The organism is Prevotella sp. CAG:592, from assembly GCF_000436015.1.
Taxonomy (GTDB): Bacteria; Bacteroidota; Bacteroidia; order Bacteroidales; family Bacteroidaceae; genus Prevotella; species Prevotella pectinovora.
Genome location: NZ_FR892609.1, coordinates 1 through 561, shown reverse-complemented (window position 1 = coordinate 561; position 561 = coordinate 1). Strand labels below are relative to the sequence as shown.

Below are 561 nucleotides of genomic sequence, written 5' to 3'. Positions count from 1 at the left end.
CGCTTCCACAAACCGTCTTTTCCAACAAGCGCAACAACAACGCAGATATGTCGCCACGAACGGATCCGTCTTCATTCACTTCCACGTCCTGTACGATACACTCAAGCGTGTCGCTCATGCCAATCACCACACTTCTTCCTTGCTTTACATTCTCAATGGCGGCTTGTGCCACCTTTTTCGCTTTCAAGGAAAGCAACAACACTTTGTTGATATAGAAAAGTTGTGCTCTTGTGGGATAGCATTTGAAGGGTAGAAGCACGTTGTACATAAGGGCATGATTAACCATTGTGCGAACCATTGCAGAGAGTTTTACTATTTCACGGAAGAAGAACATCACCTTGTCAAACTGCTCACCATGTACGTCGAGGTCTTCATCAAGATATGTATAGACAGGAGTAGGCAAGCCCTCGCCAGAGTGCTCGCGCCTGATCATTTGTCCTTCGGCAGCCAAACAAGATGAAACGTATTCTTGCATGGGCACTCCACCACAGTGCAAGGCATCCTTGAGCGTGTTTTCTGTAGCCAAGGCACTCAGGGTCGTGCGTCTCATGAAGGTGAGCA

At 47.8% G+C, this 561-nt stretch carries 1 protein-coding gene; it reads right to left on the bottom strand.

Annotated elements, in window-relative coordinates; translation table 11 throughout:
• Window positions 1-561: hypothetical protein (locus QVO99_RS08490; RefSeq protein WP_288177085.1), on the bottom strand; the 561-nt coding region annotated here is incomplete at both ends.